General features: G+C 72.6%; 17 protein-coding genes. 6 read left to right on the top strand and 11 right to left on the bottom strand.

Annotated elements, in window-relative coordinates:
• Window positions 1-28 precede the first annotated feature (28 nt).
• Window positions 29-730 carry a 2-phospho-L-lactate guanylyltransferase gene (gene cofC / locus LB823_RS20735; RefSeq protein WP_255604166.1) on the bottom strand — a complete coding sequence of 234 codons (702 nt, stop codon included), beginning with the start codon at window positions 728-730 and terminating at the stop codon, window positions 29-31.
• Between the two features lie 111 nt (window positions 731-841).
• On the opposite strand from cofC, the gene LB823_RS20740 reads away from it, so the two are divergent.
• Both LB823_RS20740 and LB823_RS20745 read left to right on the top strand, forming a co-directional pair.
• Window positions 842-1,873, top strand: coding sequence for an NAD(P)H-dependent glycerol-3-phosphate dehydrogenase (locus LB823_RS20740; RefSeq protein WP_224650958.1), 1,032 nt, complete (start codon window positions 842-844; stop codon window positions 1,871-1,873).
• A gap of 66 nt (window positions 1,874-1,939) precedes the next feature.
• Complete coding sequence (locus LB823_RS20745; protein WP_224650960.1) at window positions 1,940-3,025, top strand: D-alanine--D-alanine ligase family protein; 1,086 nt, start codon at window positions 1,940-1,942, stop codon at window positions 3,023-3,025.
• Window positions 3,026-3,032: 7 nt separating this feature from the next.
• On the opposite strand, the gene LB823_RS20750 is transcribed toward LB823_RS20745, so the two are convergent.
• Window positions 3,033-3,617: a DUF3515 domain-containing protein gene (locus LB823_RS20750; RefSeq protein ID WP_224650964.1), complete on the bottom strand. Its 585-nt coding sequence runs from the start codon at window positions 3,615-3,617 to the stop codon at window positions 3,033-3,035.
• 19 nt (window positions 3,618-3,636) lie between these two features.
• On the opposite strand from LB823_RS20750, the gene LB823_RS20755 reads away from it, so the two are divergent.
• Together LB823_RS20755 and LB823_RS20760 are read left to right on the top strand one after the other, a co-directional pair.
• The gene (locus tag LB823_RS20755) at window positions 3,637-4,653 is read left to right on the top strand and encodes a thiamine-phosphate kinase (protein WP_224650967.1); all 1,017 of its coding nucleotides are present in this window, start codon (window positions 3,637-3,639) and stop codon (window positions 4,651-4,653) included.
• Window positions 4,650-5,345: a uracil-DNA glycosylase gene (locus LB823_RS20760; protein ID WP_224650970.1), complete on the top strand. Its 696-nt coding sequence runs from the start codon at window positions 4,650-4,652 to the stop codon at window positions 5,343-5,345. The genes LB823_RS20755 and LB823_RS20760 overlap by 4 nt, the downstream gene beginning before the upstream one ends.
• Window positions 5,346-5,417: 72 nt before the next feature.
• On the opposite strand, the gene rpmB is transcribed toward LB823_RS20760, so the two are convergent.
• Entirely contained in the window at window positions 5,418-5,609 is a 192-nt protein-coding gene (rpmB, locus tag LB823_RS20765) for a 50S ribosomal protein L28 (RefSeq protein WP_068521417.1), read from the bottom strand.
• 170 nt (window positions 5,610-5,779) lie between these two features.
• On the opposite strand from rpmB, the gene LB823_RS20770 reads away from it, so the two are divergent.
• Complete coding sequence (locus LB823_RS20770; RefSeq protein ID WP_224650974.1) at window positions 5,780-7,435, top strand: DAK2 domain-containing protein; 1,656 nt, start codon at window positions 5,780-5,782, stop codon at window positions 7,433-7,435.
• Window positions 7,432-9,783, top strand: a complete 2,352-nt coding sequence (locus tag LB823_RS20775; RefSeq protein WP_224650979.1) for an ATP-dependent DNA helicase RecG — start codon at window positions 7,432-7,434, stop codon at window positions 9,781-9,783. The genes LB823_RS20770 and LB823_RS20775 overlap by 4 nt, the downstream gene beginning before the upstream one ends.
• 18 nt (window positions 9,784-9,801) lie before the next feature.
• On the opposite strand, the gene LB823_RS20780 is transcribed toward LB823_RS20775, so the two are convergent.
• From LB823_RS20780 to LB823_RS20815, 8 genes are read right to left on the bottom strand one after another with little or no spacing between them, the layout of a single operon-like run.
• Window positions 9,802-10,416: a TetR/AcrR family transcriptional regulator gene (locus LB823_RS20780; RefSeq protein WP_224650982.1), complete on the bottom strand. Its 615-nt coding sequence runs from the start codon at window positions 10,414-10,416 to the stop codon at window positions 9,802-9,804.
• 10 nt (window positions 10,417-10,426) lie between these two features.
• Window positions 10,427-11,212 (bottom strand): enoyl-CoA hydratase family protein, encoded by a 786-nt coding sequence (locus tag LB823_RS20785; RefSeq protein WP_224650987.1) that lies wholly within the window; start codon window positions 11,210-11,212, stop codon window positions 10,427-10,429.
• 8 nt (window positions 11,213-11,220) lie between these two features.
• On the bottom strand, window positions 11,221-12,390 hold the full coding sequence (locus LB823_RS20790) for an acyl-CoA dehydrogenase family protein (RefSeq protein WP_102102332.1): 1,170 nt from the start codon (window positions 12,388-12,390) through the stop codon (window positions 11,221-11,223).
• Window positions 12,391-12,398: 8 nt separating this feature from the next.
• Entirely contained in the window at window positions 12,399-14,354 is a 1,956-nt protein-coding gene (locus tag LB823_RS20795) for a biotin carboxylase N-terminal domain-containing protein (RefSeq protein WP_224650990.1), read from the bottom strand.
• 8 nt (window positions 14,355-14,362) lie between these two features.
• Window positions 14,363-15,952: an acyl-CoA carboxylase subunit beta gene (locus LB823_RS20800; RefSeq protein ID WP_224650993.1), complete on the bottom strand. Its 1,590-nt coding sequence runs from the start codon at window positions 15,950-15,952 to the stop codon at window positions 14,363-14,365.
• Window positions 15,953-16,004: 52 nt separating this feature from the next.
• Window positions 16,005-17,177: an acyl-CoA dehydrogenase family protein gene (locus LB823_RS20805; protein ID WP_224650996.1), complete on the bottom strand. Its 1,173-nt coding sequence runs from the start codon at window positions 17,175-17,177 to the stop codon at window positions 16,005-16,007.
• Window positions 17,174-18,916, bottom strand: a complete 1,743-nt coding sequence (locus tag LB823_RS20810; protein ID WP_224651000.1) for an acyclic terpene utilization AtuA family protein — start codon at window positions 18,914-18,916, stop codon at window positions 17,174-17,176. Before LB823_RS20810 ends, LB823_RS20805 begins: the two co-directional genes overlap by 4 nt.
• Complete coding sequence (locus LB823_RS20815; RefSeq protein WP_224651004.1) at window positions 18,913-19,695, bottom strand: TIGR03084 family metal-binding protein; 783 nt, start codon at window positions 19,693-19,695, stop codon at window positions 18,913-18,915. The genes LB823_RS20810 and LB823_RS20815 overlap by 4 nt, the downstream gene beginning before the upstream one ends.
• Between the last annotated feature and the right edge of the window lie 66 nt (window positions 19,696-19,761).

Consider the following 19,761-nt stretch of genomic DNA (forward strand, 5'->3'; position numbering starts at 1 on the left):
TCGGCGGAGGGGGCGGGGGGCTCGGTCGTCACCGCTCCATTCTGGCGTATCGGACGCACGCATTCGACGCGAAGTCCCGATCGGCCGCCGCGAGCACCGCCGCGGTGTGCTCCCCGAGGCGCCCGGCCTCGGTCAGGTCCCGCGGCGTATCGACGTCCGTGCGCAGGCCGGGCCAGGGGCCGTCGTGCCGCGCGGCGCCCCCGGACCGGTGCGCCGCCGCGGAATCCGGCCCGAAGGCGGCGCGCAGTTCGGTCCCCGGGGGCGCGTACAGCGCCGCCGTCCCGGTCCCTGCGTGATCGGGCACGAAGCCCCGCCTGCCCGCCGTCGCCGCGAGGAACTCCCCGAGCTCCGTGGCGGTGATCCCCGGCAGGTCCGCCTGCAGGGCCAGGACCGCGACCGCGGGGCCGTGCGCGGCCCGGGCGGCGCGGGCGCCCGCCTCGAGCGCGGCGTTCAGCCCGCCGGGCTCCGGCTCGTCGACGGTGCGCGCCCCGACGGCGATCGCCGCGGCGCGGACCTCGGGATCGGGGGAGACCACGTGCAGCCCGAGGACCCCGGGGGCGGCTGCCGCCGCGGCGAGGGTGTCCAACAGCATCGCCAGCACGAGCCCCGGGACGGCGTCCCGCAGGCCGTCGCCGGGCGCGGCGAAGCGGGACTTGGCGGCGTCGAGCGACTTCACGGCGGTCACCACCACGACGGCGGGGCGCTCGGCGGCCCCCTGCGGTGAGCTCATGGGCACCAATGTAGGCGTGCGGAACCGAACCCGCCGCCTGCGGGCGGGCGATAGGCTCGCCCCGGTGCCCACGAATCCGGTGGGACAGGTGCGATGCGAGGAGGGGCTCGGATGGTCGACGTTGCGGTGATGGGGGCTGGTTCGTTCGGAACCGCGATGGCGAAGGTCTTCGCGGAGGCCACCCGCCCGGAGCCGCACCGGGTGCGGATGTGGTGCCGGCGGCAGGAGGTCGCCGATCAGATCAACGAGACCCGGATCAACGCGCAGTACCTGCCCGAGGGTGTGCTCCCCGAGAACCTCTCCGCGACACACGATCCGGAGGAGGCGATGCGCGGCGCCGGGCTCGTCGTGCTCGCCGTCCCCTCGCAGTCGCTGCGGGCCAACCTGGGCGACTGGGGCCACCTGATCCCGCCGGACGTCACCGTCGTGAACCTGGCCAAGGGCATCGAGATCGGCACGCTCGACCGGATGAGCGAGGTCGTCGTCGACGCCGCGGGGATCGATCGGGACCGGATCGCCGTGCTGACGGGGCCGAACTTCGCGAAGGAGATCGCGAAGGGCCAGCCGACCCTCGCCGTGGTCGCCTCGGACAACGCCGATCGCGCTTCCCGGACCCAGTACCTCGCGCGCACCGACTACTTCCGTCCGTACACGAGCGCCGACGTGGTCGGCTGCGAGATCGGCGGTGCCACCAAGAACGTGATCGCTCTGGTCTGCGGGATCGCGTCGGGCATCAACCTCGGCGAGAACTCGCGTGCCGCGATCATCACCCGGGGGCTGGCGGAGACGCTGCGCCTCGGCACGGCGCTCGGCGCGGAGCCGCTCACGCTGGCCGGCCTCGCCGGCGTCGGCGACCTCGTCGCCACGTGCAGCTCGCCGCAGTCCCGCAACTTCAGCTTCGGCGCGCGCCTCGGCCAGGGCATGACCGTCGAGCAGGCGCAGGCCGCCGCGCACGGGCAGGTCGCGGAGGGTGCCAAGTCGTGCATTTCCATCGCCGACCTGGCGCGACGCGTGGGCGTCGAAATGCCGCTCACCGAGGCCGTGCGCGCTGTCTGCTACGACGGGGTCCCCGTCTCCCGCGCCATGGACGACCTGCTCAACCGCGACGTCGGCGGCGAGTGGCGCCCCAAGGACGCCGACTAGTCCCACTGCCTTCCCCGCGGGTAACCGCGTGGCCCTCCGCACGGCCGACACGTAAGGTGGGCGACCGTGACGGAGCGAATCAGGGTGGCAGTGGTCTTCGGCGGGCGCAGCAGCGAGCACGCGGTCTCGTGCGTCTCGGCGGGCAGTATCCTCGCCCACCTCGACCCCGAGCGCTACCAGGTGGTCCCCGTCGGGATCACGCAGGCGGGCGCGTGGGTGCTCTCCGACGGTGACTCCAAGGCGCTGAGGTTCGCCGATCGGGCGCTCCCGAGTGTGGCCGACGCCCCGACGGATCTGGCGCTGTTGCCCGGCGCGGAACTCGTGTCGGTGCACGCGGATAGCGCAGGGGAGCTCCTCGGCGCCGTCGACGTCGTCTTCCCCGTCCTGCACGGCCCGTACGGCGAGGACGGCACCCTGCAGGGGCTGCTGGAAATGGTCGGCGTGCCCTACGTGGGTGCGGGCGTGCTCGCCTCCGCGGCGGGCATGGACAAGGAGTTCGCGAAGAAGCTGCTCGCCGCGGACGGCCTGCCCGTAGGCGACTTCCACGTGCTCCGCCAGCGCGACATCGAGGTCCCGTCGGATGTCCTGCACCGCCTGGGCCTGCCGCTGTTCGTCAAGCCCGCGCGCGGCGGATCGTCGATCGGCATCACCCGGGTCACGGACCTGACCGAGCTGCCCGCGGCGATCGCCGAGGCCCGGAAGTGGGATCCCAAGGTCATCATCGAGGCGGCCGTGATCGGCCGCGAGGTCGAGATCGGCGTGCTCGAGCGGCCCGACGGCAGCGTCGCCGCGTCGGCGATCGCCGAGATCGAGATGGCCGCCGACGCCGAGCACTCCTTCTACGACTTCGAGACCAAGTACCTCGACGACCGCGCGCAGTACACCGTGCCCGCGAACCTCACCGAGGAGCAGTCGGCGGCGATCCGCGACCTCGCGGTGCGCGCCTTCCACGCCTTCGACTGCCAGGGCCTCTCGCGCGTCGACTTCTTCCAGACCCCCGACGGCCCCGTCATCAACGAGGTCAACACCATGCCCGGCTTCACCTCGACGTCGATGTACCCGCGGATGTGGGCCGAGTCCGGCGTCGAGTACGCCGAGCTGCTCGCGATCCTCATCGAGACGGCGCTCGCGCGCGGCATCGGGCTTCGGTAGCCGCCGGTTACCGGCCGAGGTCGAGCGAGGCCGCCTGCAGGTGCTCCCGGATCGCGTCCGAGGTGGCCTGCACCGCGGAGGTGCCGGCACCGTCGGGCACCCAGACGGTGACGTACGGGCGGTGGTCGACGGCCGTCCAGTAGCTGCCGCCGTCGGGGGCGGGCGCGCCCGCCGGTGTTGCCTGCAACCACTGCACCCCGTTGATGATCTGCAGCTTCGCGGTCGCGGTCAGCTCGGCGGGACGGTCGGTGCCGCACCGCACCTCCACGGCGCCGGCCTTCTCGCTGGTCCACCGGGCGAAGCCGCCGGGCTCGGTGTCCTTGGTGCGCCGATAGCCGTCGAGGTCGGCGGGGATCGCGCCGAGGAGCTTCCCGCACGCCGCGTCGCCGGACGACGGTGCCGCCACCGACTTCAGGTGGCCGGCCTCCGCGGCGTCGCGGGCGTCGCCCTGCTTCTGCTGCGCCAGCACGAGGAAGGCGATGAAACACGCGACCACCGCGACCGGCAGGGCCACCGCCGTCGCGAGGAAGGCGGGGCTGCGGCGTTTCCCGGTGTCCGGGGCCGCGGTGGTCTCGTCGTCTGCATCGCTCACGTCCGATACGGTAGCCGCGATGACATCTGAGGAGCCCGAGAGCCCTGCGCAGTCCCGCGTGCGCACCGTGGCGGAGCTGGGGGAGGACGGCGTGATCGCGCTGGCCACCGGCGGTGTACGGCCGGATCCGCGGATCCCGGTCGGCCCGGGCGACGACGCGGCGGTGGTGCTGGCCCCCGACGGCCGGACGGTGGTCTCGTCCGATGCGATCGTCGAGGGCCGGCACTTCCGGTTCGACCTCACCACCCCCGAGCACGTGGGCCGGCGCGCGATCGCGCAGAACGCGGCGGACGTCGCGGCCATGGGCGCCGTGTGCACCGCCTTCACCGTGACGCTGGGCTGCCCGCCCGAGACCGGCGAGGACGTCATCGCGGGGATCGCGCGCGGCACCACCCGCGGCGCGGCCGAGGCCGGCGGTGCGATCGCGGGCGGTGACGTGGTTCGCACCGATCAGGTGCTGCTCGCCGTCACCGTGCTCGGCGACCTGCAGGGCCGGGAGCCGGTCCTGCTGTCCGGCGCGCGGCCGGGCGATCGGGTCGCGGTGTGCGGAACACTCGGGCACTCGGCCGCGGGCCTGGACGTCGTGCTCGCGGGGCTCGACGGCTTCGACGGCCTGGTCGAGACCTACCGCTGCCCGGTGCCCCCGCTCGCCGCCGGGCCGAGCGCGGCCGACGCCGGGGCGACGGCACTCACCGACGTCTCCGACGGCCTCCTCCGCGACGCGCGGTCACTCGCCCGGGCCTCCGGCGTGACCATCGCGCTCGACGGCGCCCTGCTGGCCCCCGATGCCGAGCTGGTCGCCTGCGCCGAGGCGCTCGGCGCCGACGCCGAGCACTGGGTGCGGACGGGCGGCGAGGATCACGCCCTCCTGGCGACCTTCCCGGCCGCCGCGGAGCTCCCCGGGGGCTGGCGCGCGATCGGGGTGGTGTCCGCCCCGGCCGCGCTGCCCGCGGGCACCGTCACCGTCGACGGCGACGCCGGGCCGGCGGCCGGCGGCTGGAACACCTTCACCGAGACCGAGGAGACCGGGCGATGACGGCGAGACCACTGACCGACAGCGTCGAGGCCGGGTGGGCGCAGGCCCTCGCGCCGGTCGCCGACGAGATCGCGGCGCTCGGCGAGTTCCTGCGCGGCGAGAACGCCTCCGGGGACGGATACCTCCCGGCCGGGGCCAACGTGCTGCGCGCCTTCCGGCAGCCCTTCGCCGACGTGCGGGTGCTCATCGTCGGCCAGGACCCGTATCCGACGCCGGGGCACGCGGTGGGCCTCTCGTTCTCGGTGGACCCGTCGGTGCGGCCGATCCCGCGGAGTCTGCAGAACATCTACAAGGAGTACTGCGACGACCTCGAGCTGCCGATGCCCGCGAACGGCGACCTCTCGCCGTGGTCCGCGCAGGGCGTGCTCCTGCTGAACCGCGTCCTGACGGTACGCCCGGGCACGCCCGCCTCGCACCGCGGGAAGGGCTGGGAGAAGGTCACCGAGTGCGCCATCGACGCGCTCGTGGCGCGGGACGCGCCGCTCGTGGCGATCCTGTGGGGCCGCGACGCGGCCTCGCTCGGGCCGCGCCTCGGCGACACCCCGCGGATCGAATCGGTGCATCCGTCGCCGCTGTCCGCGTCGCGCGGCTTCTTCGGCTCCAAGCCCTTCTCGAAGGCCAATGAGGCGCTGGTGGGACTCGGGGCGGAGCCCGTCGACTGGCGCTTGCCGCACCTCGCGCAGGTGCGCTGACGACCGTCGGAGCGAACGCCGAAGGCCCGTGACCTCGGGGAGGTCACGGGCCTTCGGAACAGCTGATGCGTACTAGCCGCGAACGACCTTGCCGGCCTTGATGCACGAGGTGCACACGTTCAGGCGGCGGGTCTGACCGGGCGCGACCTGGGCGCGGACGGTCTGGATGTTCGGGTTCCACCGGCGGTTGGTACGCCGGTGCGAGTGGGAGACCGACTTACCGAAGCCGGGGCCCTTGTCGCAGACGTCGCAGACGGCAGCCATAGTCGTGTACTCCTCGCAATAGTTGAAAACCTGTGCTTCGCCCCGCCGGTCGTAGACGCGAAGGACACGCTCGGACGCGAGGCAACCCTGCAATCATAGACCGATATGGGTCTACCGCCAAACCGCGGCGGGGCTCCTGCGCTGTGCGACCGCCCACTAGGCTGGCAGCTGTGACGGGACCGATTGCGGAGGACGGCCGCGTGGTGGTGGCCTGGCTGGGGCGTGCCGTCCTCGGACTCGAGCGTGCGGTCGACGAGATCAACACCCTCAACGTCTTCCCTGTCGCCGATGCGGACACCGGCACGAACATGCTGGTCACCCTGCGCGCGGCGGCGCGATCCGCCGACGTCGCGGACCGCACCGAGGGACCGCACGCCGTCGCCCGCGCCACCGTCGCCGGCGCGGTCGCCGGGGCGCGGGGCAACTCGGGCGTCATCGTCTCGCAGATCATGCGCGGGCTCGCCGCGCAGCTCGGCCCCGACGCGGATCTCACGGCCGAGGGGCTCGCGACCGGCCTGCGGAACGCGACGGACCTGGTCACCAGCGCCGTCGCCGATCCGATCGAGGGCACCATCCTCTCCGTCCTGCGTGCCTCCGCCGACGGTGCCGGGGCCGCGCTCGCCGGCGGTGGGAATCTGGCGGCCTGCGCGCGGGCCGCCGCCGATGCGGCCTTCGACGCCCTACTGCGCACCCGGGACCAGCTCGCCGACAACGCCGCCGCCGGCGTCGTCGACGCGGGCGGCCGCGGCCTCCTCGTCCTGCTCGACGCTCTCGTCGAGGTCACGTCCGGGGCGGTGCCGGGGCGCCCGCGGTTCGGCCGGCAGATCGCGCCGCACGTCCAGGTGCACGTCGATCACGGTCACACCCACGATCACGCCGATCCGCCCCGCGGCCCGCACGCCGACTACGAGGTGATGTACCTCCTGCCCGCCGCCACCGAGGCCACGGCGAACAGGCTGCGCGCGGAGCTGCAGGCCTTCGGCGATTCGGTGGTGGTGGTCGCCGCGGCCGATCCCGACCCGGTCGCGACGTGGTCGGTCCACACGCACACCACAGAGCCCGGCGCGGCGATCCAGGCCGGTCTGCGGCACGGCAAGCTGCGCAGCATCGCCGTCAACGTGCTGCAGGAGGCGGGACACGGCGAGACGCCGCTGCAGGCGCTGCTCGACGCGCCGCGCGCCATCGTCGCGCTGGTCTCGGGCGACGGTGCCGCCGAGCTGTTCACGGAGGCGGGCGCGGAGGTGATCCGCTGCGACACGGGGATGACCCACGCCGAGCTGCTCGCCGCCCTGCATCGGTTCGAGGGCCGCGAGGTGCTGCTCATGCCCAACGGCGCGCTGCCCACTCCCGAGCTGCTGGCGGTGGCCGCGCGGTCCCGCGAATCCGGTGTGCTGGTGACGCTGCTGCCGACCTCGTCCATGGTGCAGGCGATCGCGGCACTCGCCGTGCACGAGCCGAACGGTCACGCCGCCGACGACACCTACTCGATGGCCGAGGCCGCGGCCGGAGCGCGGTGCGGATCCGTCGTCGCCGTCACGGAGGACGCGCTGACGATCCTCGGGCCCTGCGGCCCCGGCGACTACCTCGGCATGGTCGGCGGCGAGGTGGTGGTGCTCGAGGAGGACCAGTACTCCGCGGGTGAGGCGCTCGCCGAGCTGCTGTTGGCGACGGGCGGCGACATGGTGACGGTGCTCCTCGGCGAGGCGGGCGACGGCGACTTCCCCGACCGGGTCAGCGCCGCCCTGCGCCCGGACCGTCCGGAGGTCGAGGTGGTCGGTTACGTCGGCGGGCAGAACGCGAGCGTGATGGAGATCGGCGTCGAATGACCTCAGCGCGCACCCTCACGCTGCAGACGCCGCTCGCCGAGGCCGTCGACCCCGAGATCGCCGATGCGGCGACCGCCGAACTCGGACTCGCCACCGTCGGGGACCTGCTGCGGCACTTCCCGTTCCGATACGAGGGTGGGGCCGTGGAGGACGACGGCACCCGGCGGTCCGAGCCCCGCATCGGTGACGACGTGGTGGTGATCGGCACCGTCACCGCGATCACCCCGCCGCGGGCGCACCACCGCGGCAAGAAGATGTTCAAGGTGCAGGTGGTCAACAAGGTCCGCGCCTACGACGTGACCTTCTTCAACTACCTGCCCAAGCCGATCCAGCCCGACCGGCAGCTGTTGCTGATCGGCCGGCTCGGCGAGTTCAATGGGAAGCTGCAGCTCACCCACCCCGTGTGGCTGGTCCTGCCGGACACCACGATCACCTCGGCCGAGGCGCTCGCCGCCAACGAGGCGGGCTCGACCAAGGCGGGGTCGAAGCGCCTCAAGTTCGCCGACCTGAGCCTGCTGATGCAGCCCACCGTGCCGATCTACCACGGCACCAAGAACATGCCCACGTGGCTGATCCTCTCGCTGGTGGACAGCGTGCTGAAAAGGCTCGCGCCGGTGCCCGAATCGCTGCCGCCCGCGTTCCTCGCGCTCCACGCCCTGATGAGCCTCGACGACGCGGTGCGGGCGGCGCACAAGCCCGACGGCCGCGCCCAGGCCGACCGGGCGCGCCGCCGCCTCGCCTTCGACGAGGCCGTCGCGATCGAGACCGCCCTCGCCCGCCGGGCGCACGACGTGGGCATCGTCGGCGCGCCGCCGTTGCGCGCGCCCGACGGTCCGCTGCAGGCGGGACTGCGGGAGCGGCTCCCGTTCTCGCTCACCGCGGGCCAGGAGGACGTGCTCGCCGAGATCCTCGACGACATGGCCCGCGACCACCCGATGACCCGCCTGCTGCAGGGCGAGGTCGGCTCCGGTAAGACGCTCGTCGCGCTGCTCGCGATGCTCGCCGCCGTCGACGCCGGCCATCAGGCGGTGCTGCTGGCGCCGACGGAAGTCCTGGCGACCCAGCACCTGCTGTCGATCACCGCGATGCTCGGCGACCTGGCGGAGGCCGGTCAGCTGGGTGCTGCAGAGGCAGCCACGACGGTGACCCTCCTGACGGGCTCGATGACCGTCAAGCAGCGCCGGGCGGCGCTCCTGCGCATCGTGACCGGCGAGGCCGGCATCGTGATCGGAACGCACGCGCTGCTCGAGGACACCGTCGAGTTCTTCCGGCTGGGCCTGGTCGTGGTCGATGAGCAGCACCGGTTCGGCGTGGAGCAGCGCGACCGATTGCGGCGCAAGGGCACCGGCGAGAGCACCGACGACGATTCCATGCCGCACCTGCTCGTGATGACGGCGACGCCGATCCCGCGCACCGTCGCGCTGGCGCAGTTCGGCGACATGGCGACGTCCGTGCTGCGGGAGCTGCCGCGCGGGCGGCAGCCGATCCAGACCTCGGTCGTCCCCGAAGACCGCGAGGCATGGGTCGCGCGGGCCTGGGCGCGCGTCGACGAGGAGGTCCGATCGGGCCGCCAGGTCTACGTCGTGTGTCCGCGGATCGGCGACGACGCGACGGGCGAGCAGGCCAAGGCCGGCTTCACCGACGAGGACTACGATTTCGAGGCGCCGGCGACGGAGGCGAAGACATCGGGGCGAGGCGCGTCACGTGGCGAGCCGGTTGTTGACGAGGCCGAGAAGCCGAAGACCGTCTCGGCGATCGAGATGTACGACCAGCTCTCCGCGGGTCCGCTCGGCGAGCACCGGATCGCGCTGCTGCACGGCCGCCTGCCCGCCGACGAGAAGTCCGAGATCATGGCGTCCTTCGCCGCGGGGGAGATCGACGTCCTGGTGGCGACCACGGTGATCGAGGTCGGCGTCGACGTGGCGAACGCCACCACGATGGTCGTGCGCGATGCGGACCGGTTCGGCATCAGTCAGCTGCACCAGCTGCGCGGCCGCGTCGGTCGAGGCGGGCTGCCGGGGCTGTGCCTGCTCATCACCGCGACCGGCTCGGAACGCACCCTCGAGCGGCTGCAGAAGGTCGCGGAGACCGTCGACGGCTTCGCCCTCGCCCAACTCGACCTCGAGTACCGCGGCTTCGGCGACATCCTGGGCGTCGACCAGTCGGGCCTCGCGCGGCGCCTGAGCTTCCTGGACCTCGCGCAGGACGGCGACGTGCTCGCCGCGGCCCGGGACCTCGCGTACGAGATCGTCGGCGAGGACCCGGATCTCGAGCGCCATACGGCCCTGCGAGCCATGAACGAGGTCATCCTCGGCGGCGATCGCGGCGACTACCTCGACAAGGCCTAGTCCGGAGGGACTCTCGGATCAGCGCGCTGCGAAGACGGACGCCAGCTGCCGGCCCCAGAAGTCGACGACCTGCTCGCGGCGTGTCTCGTCGTCGGACAGCAGGTCGGCGAGGCCGAGGCCGCGGGCGAGGTCGAGTGTCGCCTGTACGGCTCGACGGGCCTCCTCGTCGTCCCGGTCCACGCCGAGCAGGCGCATGGCGAGGGCGAAGACCTCGCGCGAGTGTTTGTTCTCGAAGGGCAGCATGCGCTCGCGGAGCGCGTCGTCGCTCGCGGCGGCGGTCCACACGTGCAGCGCGGCCTTGAACAGGTCGTCCGTGTAGTACTCGACGATGAGCCGCGCCACGGCGTACGGGCGGTCGGGGCCCTCGGGCACCGCCGCGCCCGCCTGGGCCACCTGCGCGAGCCGCTGCTCGCCCATGTACTCCAGCGCGGCGCTGATCAGGTCCTCCCGCGTGGGGAAGTGGTGCTGCGCGGCGCCGCGCGAGACCCCCGCCTGCCGCGCCACGCTGCCCACCGTGGTGGCCGTCCAGCCGCGAGCGGCGAGCGACGCGATGGTGGTCTCCAGCAGGCGCTGCCGGGTCTCCCGGCTGCGGGACTGCTGGGGTGCGCGGATGGGCGGGCGGAGGGGAGTCATCGCGAACAGCCTATTCCGCCGGTACCGGTTCGGCCCAGCTCGGCGCGCGCTTCTGCAGGAATGCGGTGATCCCCTCGACCGACTCGGCGGAGCCGAACAGTCGCGCCGACTGCTCGCCGAGGGCGTCGGCCCGCTCGTCGAAGGAACGCAGCACGTCGTGCCACAGGATCTGCTTCGTCTCGCGCAGGCCCTGGGGGCTGCACAGCTGCAGTTCGGCGAGCTGCTCCGCGACTGCGGCCGCCGGGTCGCCGACCGCCGCGGTGATCAGGCCGTAGCCGGCGGCCTCGGCGGCGTCGAACTTGCGGCCCGTGAGCAGCAGCGTGGAGGCGACCCGCGAGGGCAGGTGCGGCAGCAGCACCAGCGAGACCATCGCCGGCGCGACGCCGATCCGCGTCTCCGTGACCGCGAACGACGCCCCGGGGCCGGCGAAGACGAAGTCGCACGAGCCGATGAGCCCGAAGCCCCCGGCCCGGACGTGCCCGTCGACCTGGGCGATCACCGGCTTGGGGCACTCGATGATCCCGCGCATGGCGCCGATCATCGCCAGGGTGCGGGACTTCGGGTCCGAGCCGGCGCCGTTCGCCGCCGCCTCCTTGAGATCGGCGCCCGCGCAGAACGTCGTGCCGGTGTGGGTGAGCACCACGGCTCGCGCGGCGTCGTCCGCCGCCGCGCGCTCGAGGCCCGCGCTGAGGTCGGCGAGCAGGCGCTGCGAGATGGCGTTGCGGTTGTGCGGGCTGTCGATCGTGAGATACGCGGCGCCGCCGCGCGTCTCGTAGTGGACCAAGGAGTCGGTCATCGGGTCTCCTAGTAGCTCTTGGGCAGCCCGAGGCTGTGCTCGGAGATGAAGTTGAGCACCATCTCGCGGCTGACCGGGGCGATGCGGAACAGTCGCGAGGCCACCAGCATCTGCGCCAGGCCGTACTCGGTGGTGAGGCCGTTGCCGCCGAGCGAGTGGATCGCTCGGTCCACGGCCTTCGCTCCTGCCTCGCCGCCGGCGAACTTCGCCATGTTCGCGGCCTCGGCGGCGGCGAACTCCTCGCCGGCGTCGTACAGCGTTGCGGCCTTCTGCAGCATCAACTTCGCCAGCTCGGTCTCCACCTTGAGCTCGGCGAGCGGGTGGGCGATGGCCTGGTGCGCGCCGATCGGAACCTTGAAGACGGTGCGCTGCTTGGCGTAGTCCACCGCACGGTCGATCGCGTAGCGGGCCGAGCCCACGGAACCGGCCGCGGCCATGATGCGCTCGGGATTGAGGCCCGCGAAGAGCTGCGCGATGGCGGCGTCGGGCTCGCCGACCAGTGCCTCGGCGGGCAGCCGGACGTCGTCGAAGAACAGCGTCCACTGCGACTCCGGCAGGCCGACCTCCATGGGGATCTTGGTCTTCTGCAGGCCGGGGGAGTCGGTGGGCATGAGGAACAGCGCGGGCCGCAGCTTGCCGGTCTTGGCGTCCTCGCTGCGGGAGACCACGAGGATCACGTCGGCGAGCTCGATGCCGGAGATGAAGGTCTTCTGGCCCGAGATGATCCAGTCGGAGCCGTCACGGCGGGCGGTGGTGGTGATCCGGTGGCTGTTGCTGCCCGCGTCGGGCTCGGTGATCGCGAAGGCGGCGATGGTCTCGCCCGAGGCGATGCCCGGCAGCCAGCGCTGCTTCTGCTCCTCGGTGCCGAACCGGGAGATGATGGTGCCGTTGATCGCCGGGGAGACCACCAGCATGAGCAGCGACGAGCCGACCGCGGCGAGCTCCTCGCCGACGATGCCCAGCTCGTACATGCCGGCGCCGCCGCCGCCGTACTGCTCCGCGATGTTGACGCCGATCAGGCCGAGATCACCCGCGGCCTTCCACAGCTCGGTGGGGCCCTCGCCCGCCGCGATCTTCTCGCGCATGTACTCGGGGCCGAACTTGCGGCCCAGCTCGGAAACGGTCGCGCGGAGCGCCTGGCGCTCCTCGGACTCGATGACGTCCATGGAAATGCTCATGTGGGTTCCTACTCCGTATCTTCCAGCACGGCGACGACGGCGCCGGCATCGATGTTCTGGCCCACCTCGACGGCGATGGTCGTGATGACGCCGTCGGCGGGGGCGGAGATGGCGTGCTCCATCTTCATCGCCTCCATCCACAGCACGGGCTGTCCGACGGTGACCGAATCGCCCTCCTGGGCACCGATCCGGGTGATCACGCCGGGCATCGGCGCGAGCAGCGAGCCCGCCGCCGCGGCGGCGTCCGCCGACGGGAGGGGATCGACGAGCGTCAGGGTCGCCGCGCCGCGCGCGGTCTCCACCTCGACGACGGTGCGATCGCCGGGGTACGCCGTCACGGCGACGGTGCGCCGGATACCGTCGCGCTCGACCGCGACCGTCGCGCGGTCACCGTCGTCGACCACGGTGGCGACCTGCCCACCGTCGGCGCGGAACTCGCGCTCGTCGGTGGTCCGGAACTCGGGGACCAGGGTGCGGGAGCCGAGGTTGCGCCAGCCCGGCGCGACGTGCGGCAGCGGGCTCGCCGCGACGCCCCGTCGGTCCAGCACGGCGCCGGCGGCGGACGCGGCCTCCGCGAGCTCGGCCTCGTCGAGCAGCGGAGCGGCGAGGCGCTCGAGCCGCTCGCCGGTGAGGAAATCGGTCGCGAAGTCGCCGGCCTTGAAGTCGGCGTCGGCGAGGATCCGCACCAACAGGTCCCGGTTGGTGGTGATGCCGTGGACGACCGCCTTGCGCAGCGCCGCCTCGGTGATCGCGAGGGCCTGCGCGCGGGTCGGGGCGAAACCGATCACCTTCGCGAGCATCGGATCGTAGAAGACCTCGACGACGCTGCCCGCGGGCGCGAGGGCGCTGTCGAGCCGGATGCCCGGGCGGTCGGGCCCGGAGAACTCGCTCACCACGCCGGGCACCTCGAAGCGGTGCACGGTGCCGGCGGCGGGCCGCCAGTCGTTCGCGGGATCCTCGGCGTAGAGGCGGGCCTCGATGGCCCAGCCGCGGGTGGCGGGCGGCTCGGCCGACGGGAGTGGGAGCCCCGCGGCAACGTCGAACTGCAGGCCGACCAGGTCGAGCCCGGTGGTGGCCTCGGTGACCGGGTGCTCCACCTGGAGGCGCGTGTTGACCTCGAGGAAGAAGAACTCGCCGGCGTCGGTCGCGAGGAACTCCACCGTGCCCGCGCCGGTGTAGCCGATGGCCTTGGCGGCGTTGGCGGCCGCCTCGTACAGGGCGGTGCGCATCGCCGGGTGCCGCTCGACGAGGGGCGACGGGGCCTCCTCGAGGACCTTCTGGTGGCGGCGCTGGATCGAGCACTCGCGCTCGCCCACGGCCCAGACTGTGCCCTGGGAGTCGGCCATCACCTGGACCTCGATGTGGCGGCCGCGCTCGAGGTAGCGCTCGCAGAAGACGGTGCCGTCGCCGAAGGCCGACTTGGCCTCGCGCTCAGCGGTCTCCAGGTTCTCCTGCAACTCGGCGCGGGTGCGGACGACGCGCATGCCGCGGCCGCCGCCGCCGGCGGAGGCCTTCACCAGGACGGGGAAGTCGCTGTCGGAGACCTGGTCCGGAGTGAGGTTGGTGAGCATCGGCACGCCGGCCTCGGCGAGGCGGGCCTTGGCCGCGACCTTGGAGCCCATCGCGGTGATGGCCTCGGGCGACGGGCCGATCCAGACGATGCCCGCGGCCTGGACCGCGGCGGCGAAGTCGGCGTTCTCGGAGAGGAAGCCGTAGCCGGGGTGGATCGCCTGTGCGCCGGTGGCCTTCGCCGCGGCGATGATCTTCTCGCCCTGCAGGTACGTGTCCGCCGGGGACTCGCCGGGCAGGCGCACGGCCTCGTCGGCCTCGGCGACGTGCGGCGCGTTCGCATCGGGGTCGGAGTAGACGGCCACGGCGCGCAGGCCGCGGGCGTGGGCCGCGGCGATGACGCGGCGGGCGATCTCGCCGCGGTTGGCGACGAGGACGGAGTCGAATGTCGTCATGGAGTTCCTCACATCCGGAAGACGCCGAAGGCGTCGGTGCCGTGGACGGGGCCGTTGTGGATGGCGGAGAGGGCCATGCCGAGCGCCGTGCGGGTGTCGCGGGGGTCGATGATGCCGTCGTCGTAGAGCATGCCGGACATGAAGGCGGGCAGGGACTCCTTGTCGATCTGCGTCTCGATGGCGGTGCGCATGCCGTCGACGAAGGCGGGGTCCATGGCCTGGCCCCGGGAGGCGGCGGAGGCCGCGGCGACCTCGGTGACGACGTCGGCGAGCTGCTTGGCGCCCATGACGGCCGAGCGTGCGCTGGGCCAGGAGAACAGGAACCGCGGGTTGAAGGCGCGGCCCGCCATGCCGTAGTGGCCGGCGCCGTAGGAGGCGCCCGCGATGAGCGAGAGGTGCGGCACCTCCGAGTTGGAGACGGCGTTGATCATCATCGAGCCGTGCTTGATCATGCCGCCGCGCTCGTACTCCGCGCCCACCATGTAGCCGGTGGTGTTGTGGATGAACAGCAGTGGCGTGTCGTAGCGGTTCGCCAACTGGATGAACTGCGTGGCCTTCTGCGCCTCCTCGGAGAACAGGACGCCGCGGGCGTTGGCGAGGATGCCGATGGGGTAGCCGTGCAGGTTCGCCCAGCCCGTGGTGAGCGAGCCGCCGTAGAGGGGCTTGAACTCGTCGTAGTCGGAGTCGTCGACGATGTGGGCGATGATCTCCCGCGGGTCGAAGGGGATCTTGAGATCGTCCGGGACGATGTCGAGCAGGCCCTCGGCGTCGTAGCGCGGGGGCTTGACCACGGCCGACGGGGCCGTGCCCTGCTTGCGCCAGTTGAGCCGCTTGACGATCGATCGGGCGATGCGCGCCGCGTCCAGCTCGTCGCTGGCCATGTAGTCGCCGAGGCCCGAGGTGCGCGAGTGCATCTCGGCGCCGCCGAGGGTCTCGTCGTCGGAGATCTCGCCCGTCGCGGCCTTCACCAGGGGCGGCCCGGCGAGGAAGACCTTGGAGCGCTCCTTGATCATCACGACGTGATCGCTCATGCCGGGGATGTAGGCGCCGCCCGCGGTGGAGTTGCCGTACACGACGGAGATCGTGGGGATCCCGGCCTTCGACAACTGCGTGAGGTTGCGGAACATCGCGCCGCCGGGGACGAACACCTCCTTCTGCGTGGGGAGGTCGGCGCCGCCGGACTCGACGAGCGAGAGCACGGGGAGGCGGTTCTCGCGGGCGATGTCGTTGAGGCGCAGCGACTTGCGCAGGGTCCACGGGTTGGAGGTACCGCCCTTGACGGTGGGGTCGTTGGCGACCACCATCACCTCGACGCCCTCGACCACGCCGATGCCGCCCACGAGGGAGGCGCCGACCTGGAAGTCGCTGCCCCACGCGGCCAGCGGCATCAGCTCGAGGAAGGGCGAGGCGGGATCGAGGACACTGTCGATGCGCTCGCGGGCGGTGAGCTTGCCGCGCCCCCGGTGCCGCTCGACGTACTTCTCACCGCCGCCGGCCAGGGCCTTGTCGAACTCGGTCGTGAGATCGGCCAGCTTGTCGAGCATGGTCTTGCGGTACGCGGCCGCGTCGGGGGCCGGGGTGCTGCGGAGCACCGTCATGAGTGGAGTCCTTTGCCCTTGTAGGTGTCGGAGTGGGTGCCTGGGTGGGGGATCACTTGTAGCCGAGGCGGTTGGCCGCGAGCGTGGTGAGGATCTGGGTGGTGCCGCCGCCGATGCCGAGGATGCGGACGTCGCGGTAGTGCCGCGACACCTCGTACTCGGACATGTAGCCGTGGCCGCCGAAGAGTTGCACCGCCTCGTTCGCGACCCACTCGCCGCACTCGACGGCGGTGTTCTTCGCGAAGCAGGCCTGGGGCACGAGCTCGGCGGCCGCGGCGGCACCGCCGGATTCCATCGCCTCCGCGTACTGGTCGGCGACGTGCCGGCTGTACACGCGGGCGACCTCGATGCGGCGCCGCATCTCGGTCACGGTGTTCTGCACGGCCTGGCGCTTGATCAGCGGCTGGCCGAAGGTCTCCCGGGTGCGGACCCAGTCGAGTGTGAGGTCGAGGCAGCGCTGCGCGTGCGAGTACGCCTGCACCGCGAGGGCGAGGCGCTCGGTGACGAAGGCGGCGCCGATCAGCAGGAAGCCGCTGCCCTCGGGGCCGATGAGGTTCTCGGCGGGGACGCGGACGTCGGTGAAGGAGAGCTCGGCCGTGTCCGAGGCGTGCCAGCCCATCTTCTTCAGCGGGGCGCTCACCTCGAAGCCGTCCAGGCCCTTGGGGATCACGAGCAGGCTGATGCCGCTCGCGCCCTCGCCGCCGGTGCGGACGGCGGTGACCACCCAGTCGGCGCGAATGCCCGACGTGATGAAGGTCTTGGCGCCGTTGACGATGTAGTGATCGCCGTCCTTGCGGGCCGTCGTCGTGAGGTGGCTGAGATCCGAGCCGCCGCCGGGCTCGGTGAGTCCGAGGGAGCTGATCTTCTCGCCGGCGAGCACGGGCGCGACCCACCGCGCCTTCTGCTCGTCGGTGCCCGCGAGGATGATGTGCGGCACCGAGATCCCACAGGTGAACAGCGAGGCGAACAGGCCGCCGGAGCCGCCGGCCTCGTGCATGGCCTCGCACACGATGAGCGCGTCGCGGGGATCGCCGTCGCCGCCGCCGACCGACCCGGGGAAGGAGACGCCGAGCAGGCCGAGGTCGCCGGCCTTCTTGTGCAGCTCGCGGGGGAGCAGGCCGCCCGCCTCCCAGTCGTCGAGGTTCGGCAGGATCTCGCGCTCGGTGAACGCGGTCACCGTCTTGCGCAGCGCGATCCGCTCCTCGGACTCCCACAGGCTGGTCATGCGATCTCCTTCGTGGTGTGGCCCGCGGGGAGCAGGCCTGCGGGCAGGTCGATGTAGCGGCCCCGCAGCCACTCGCCGACGCCCTTGGCCTGCGGGTCGAACCGGTAGCCGTGGGCGACGCCCTTGCCCAGCAGGTCCTCGACGACGAAGTTGAGGGCCTTGAGGTTGGGCAGCTCGTAGCGGCGGACGGGGAGGTCCGCGGCCTCCGGAAGGAGTTCGCGCAGAGCCTGTTCGGTCAGATTACTGCGCAGCCATTCGAAGGCCGCGTCGGACTCCGCCCAGACGCCGACGTTGGCGCTGCCGCCCTTGTCGCCGCTGCGCGCGCCGAAGACGGTCCCGAGCGGGACGCGGACCGTCGGACCTGTGGGGCGCGGGTCGTCGCCGCCCGGTTGGGACGGATCGGCGGGGAGCTCCTGGACGACCGCCGGCGGGGCGACGTCGACGACGGTGCCGTCGGGCCGGTGGGCGCGGTGCGGGACGTCGCCGTTCGGCACGTACACGGCCTGGTACACCCCGTACGGGCCGCCGCTCGAGGGCGGCGCCATCGGGGAGGCACCGGGGTAGGTGGCGAGCGCGAGTTCCACGGCGGCGGAGCTGAAGGCGCGGCCGACCCGGTTCGGGTCGGCGTCCCACGCCACCGCGGTGAGGGTGGCCGACGCGGCCGCCTCGGTGGGGGCGTCGGGATGGTCGGTGCGCGCCAGGCGGAACTGCAGGTCCGACGGTGCGCCGCCGCTCCGCTCGAGCGAATCGCGCAGTTGCGCCTCCAGCAGTGCTGCCTTGCGCTCGACGTCGATGCCGGTGAGCAGGAAGGCGATCTCGTTGCGGAAGCCGCCGAGCGTGGTGGTCGCGACCTTGGTGGTGGTCGACGGTGCCTCGCCGCGCACGCCGCTGACGGTGACGCGGTCCGGGCCGTCCTGGGCGAGGGTCATGGAGTCGAGTCGCAGCGTGACATCGGGGTTCGCGTAGCGCTGTCCGGTGACCTCGTAGAGCAGCTGCGCGGTGACGGTGCCCACTTCGACGACGCCGCCGGTGCCGGGCTGCTTGGTGATGGCGAAGGAGCCGTCGGCGGCGATCTCGGCGATGGGGAAACCGGGGTGGAGGAGCTGCTCGATCGGGTGGCGGTCGAAGAAGGCGTAGTTGCCACCGGTGGCCTGGGTGCCGCACTCGATGATGTGCCCCGCGGCGACGGCGCCGGCGAGGGCGTCGAAGTCGGTGCGCTGCCAGCCGAACTCGGCGATGGCGGGCCCCAGGATCACGGAGGCATCGGTGACGCGGCCGGTGATGACGATGTCGGCGCCGGCGGCCAGGCAATCGGCGATACCGAAGGCGCCGAGGTAGGCGTTGGCGGTCACGGCGTTCGGCACGCCGAGGTCGGCGGACCGGGCGAGGAGATCGTCACCGTCGACCCAGCCGACCTTGAGATCGGTGCCGGACTCGGCGACCGCCTTCTCCACGGCGGCGGCGAGGCCGCCCGGGTTGAGGCCGCCGGCGTTGACGACGACCTTGGTGCCGCGTTCGGCGAGGAGGCCGAGGTGCGGGGTGAGGTGCCGCAGGAAGGTCTTGGCGTAGCCGAGATCCGCGTCCTTGAGGCGGTCGCGCCCGAGGATGAGCATGGTGAGCTCGGCGAGGTAGTCCCCGGTGATGTAGTCGACGCGGGGCCCGGCGAGCATCTCGCCGATCGCCGCGGCGCGGTCGCCGTAGAAGCCGGAGACGTTGGCGATGCTGATGGTGCGGGTCATGGACGTTCCTCCTGCGGGGCGCGGCCCGTGCCGGGGGCCCCGGCGAAGCACTGCGCGATGGTGAGCCAGTGGGCGGCGTCCTCGCCCGTGGCGACGAGATCGGTGTCGACGAGGTTGACGCGCTGGGTCGCGAGGCGGCAGAAGTCCTCGAGCGAGCCGGTGACGCGCTGTGCGGCGTCGCCGGGCCCGAACGTGATCTCGGCGCCGTCGGCGGCGACGAGGAAGACGTCGAAGGGCTCGGCGGGCGGGGTCTCGCCGTTGACGGTGTAGGCGAAGTCGCGGGTCTTGTAGGCGATCTTGGCGACGTGGGGGAGTGCCTCCGGGGCGTCCAGCTCGGTGCCCGCCGCGTCGGCGATGTCGAGGCCGTGCGCCCAGGTCTCCATGAGGCGGGCGTTGGCCATGGTGGCGGGCCGCATGGGCGGGCCGAACCAGGGGAGCGGCGTGCCGGGATCCGCCTCGCGGAGCGCGACGGCGAGGGCGGCGCGGGCGCGGTCCCAGCGGGCCCGCAGGTCCGGATCGGCGGCGAGCTCGGCGGCTCCGGCGTCGACGAAGCCCATCGGGTCCTGCATCGCGTCCTGGAGGATCGCGGCGAAGCCGTCGGGGTCGGTGGCGGCGACGAGGGAGACCTCGTCCGTCCAGGCCAGGTGGGCGACCTGGTGGGCGACGGTCCAGCCCTCGGCGGGCGTGGAGATCGACCAGTCGGGGAGCGAATCCGCGATGGCGGCGACGGCGGCCGAGGTGGACTCGAGCGCGTCGAACACGGGGGCTGAAGTGGGCACGCCCACACTCTGTCAGTCGGTGACGAAAAAAACAAGCAGCAATGCTTGTTTGCGGCGTGGAGTCCG

The sequence above is a fragment of the Tsukamurella sp. M9C genome, assembly GCF_020169415.1.
Classification (GTDB): domain Bacteria; phylum Actinomycetota; class Actinomycetes; order Mycobacteriales; family Mycobacteriaceae; genus Tsukamurella.